Origin of the sequence: Lutibacter sp. B1, assembly GCF_012524075.1 — a bacterium.
Lineage (GTDB): Bacteria > Bacteroidota > Bacteroidia > Flavobacteriales > Flavobacteriaceae > Lutibacter.
In genome coordinates, this window is the sequence record NZ_JAAZUI010000076.1 from 1 (window position 1) to 1,939 (window position 1,939).

3 protein-coding genes are annotated in these 1,939 nt (G+C 27.3%); all 3 read right to left on the minus strand.

The annotated features are described in order from the left end of the window. Positions 1–241 (minus strand): hypothetical protein (locus HGB55_RS14810; protein ID WP_168817826.1); only part of this gene is annotated, 241 nt, incomplete at its 3' end. 136 nt (positions 242–377) lie between these two features. After that, positions 378–1,121 carry a hypothetical protein gene (locus HGB55_RS14815; protein ID WP_168817828.1) on the minus strand — a complete coding sequence of 248 codons (744 nt, stop codon included), beginning with the start codon at positions 1,119–1,121 and terminating at the stop codon, positions 378–380. A 485-nt stretch (positions 1,122–1,606) separates the two neighbouring features. After that, positions 1,607–1,774: a hypothetical protein gene (locus HGB55_RS14820; protein WP_168817830.1), complete on the minus strand. Its 168-nt coding sequence runs from the start codon at positions 1,772–1,774 to the stop codon at positions 1,607–1,609. Positions 1,775–1,939: the final 165 nt, after the last annotated feature.

Sequence of the window (1,939 nt, forward strand, 5' to 3'; positions counted from 1 at the left end):
GAGGAAATTTTATTAATTGTATTTCTGAACTTTTTGAAAATTTCTTTTCAAGTATTTCTTGAATTTCTGGAGAAAATCCACCATTTGCATTTAAATCATAGGGAATCAAAATCAGAATCGTTGGTTTCTCGGTTTTCTCTAGTTTTGTGCTTTGGGAAAATCCAACAAAAAAGAATAATCCAAATATTGTTAAAATCGGTATTATTTTCTTTCTACAATTTTTCATCGTAATATTAGCCAACGGGTTTGTGTATGGCTTCGTTGTGGGAAAATCAGCGAGATTTTTCCGCCGAAGCAATTTGTTTATAAATATAAGGAATTTTTCGATTAAAAAATTCCGCCACAATGAGCTATACACGGTGTTGTACACAGTATGGTTATATTTTAAAATTTCCATCATTCCAAACTAAAGTGATACTCTTTTTTATGTATTTAGAATATCTATTTAGGATGTAAACTTCCGATTCATTTTTTAATTTAAAATCTACTGGATAAATATCCAAAACTATATTTTTCTCATTACTTGGAAGATTATAGCCAAATAATAAAATTCTATCAAAAATTTTGAGTAATTCAGTTTCTTTTAAATTGTCTTTTTTTAATTTTTCTATATCAACTACATCATTAAATCTCAATTTAGGAATTACTTTCTCAGTATCAATTTTAATCAAATTATTTTCTGAGAATCTATAAAAGTCTATTGAATCATAAGTGTTAGTTCCATAAGGAAAAGATTTAAGAGCAATAAGTTTTTCTCCATTTGTTATGTTCCAATAGCAAACCTCATAATGTGCTCCAGCATCAGACTCGTGTATTAATTCGTTGAAACTTAAAAAGCCATTTTCAGGTAAAAATTTATCAATTCTATATTCAATCAAAGTTGAATTTTCAATGTTATTTGGAATGTCGTTTTTATTAGTGAAAAGTTCAGTATTTATTTCTGAAATTACTTCAAATACATAATGATTTTCAATAAGTCTTTTTTTAACATTAAAATCAATGTTTTCAATTGGTATTTTTACAAAAATTTCTTCAATGAAAGATTGAGCAAAAATCTGAAATGTTGATTGAAATATAAAGACAACATAGAGTTGGAGTTTTATTTTTTTGTGTAAAATCATATTGTGTACAACGGTTTAGGCTATGTTGTCGTTACGGAAAAATCGGTAAGATTTTTTCGTTTTGGCAACTTGCCTTTGTAAATATACGAGGATTTTCTGAAAGAAAATCCGCCGTAATGCAATATAGCCATTGTTGCCTTTTAGTTGCTTTTATCCTAAATCAATCTAAAAAAAGTCTAATTATTCTGTTTAGATTTATTATATCGTTTAGCTATCCAAACAGCTAATAATACAATTGCTAGAGTCATTAATCCTCCAAGGATTAACATCGTTCTACCTGAAAATTCCATTGCTAAATAATTCATCTTTTTCTATTTTTAAATTAATATTCGATTTTTAGTTTAAAAGTATCTCTATATCTTTTTTTAATTTTCTCCGTTTTGAGAGTCAAATCGTACCTTTTTCATTGCACAAAATCATACCGATTCAATTTTTATCATTTTTTAAATCAATCCGAGATTCTCTTATTAGTTTTCTCTATATTTTTAGTTATTCTTTTTTTTTGGTGATAATCTTTTTCCAACAATTGTCATTCCTCCACCAATTCCAATTAAAATTCCAGAAATGAAAGAGCTTAAATCATTATCAATTGTATTTATCAAAAATATTCCTATAATTAATATCGTAATTCCTATTAGTCTATATTTATTCATCTTTTTCAGTTTATTTTTCGTCATCCGCAATTAAAGGCAACGGTGTAAGCTATGATTTCGGCGTGGAAAATGTCGGAGACTTTTCCGCTGTAGAAATCAAGCTGGTTAAAAATACAACAAACTTTTTATTAAGCGAAAAGCCACGCTGAATTATAGGTATTGTTG

What these genes read in the sequence shown, in the direction of transcription:
- HGB55_RS14820 (WP_168817830.1), bottom strand. Translation starts at nt 1,774, where the DNA reads ATGAATAAATATAGACTAATAGGAATTACGATATTAATTATAGGAATA.
- HGB55_RS14815 (WP_168817828.1), bottom strand. Translation starts at nt 1,121, where the DNA reads ATGATTTTACACAAAAAAATAAAACTCCAACTCTATGTTGTCTTTATA.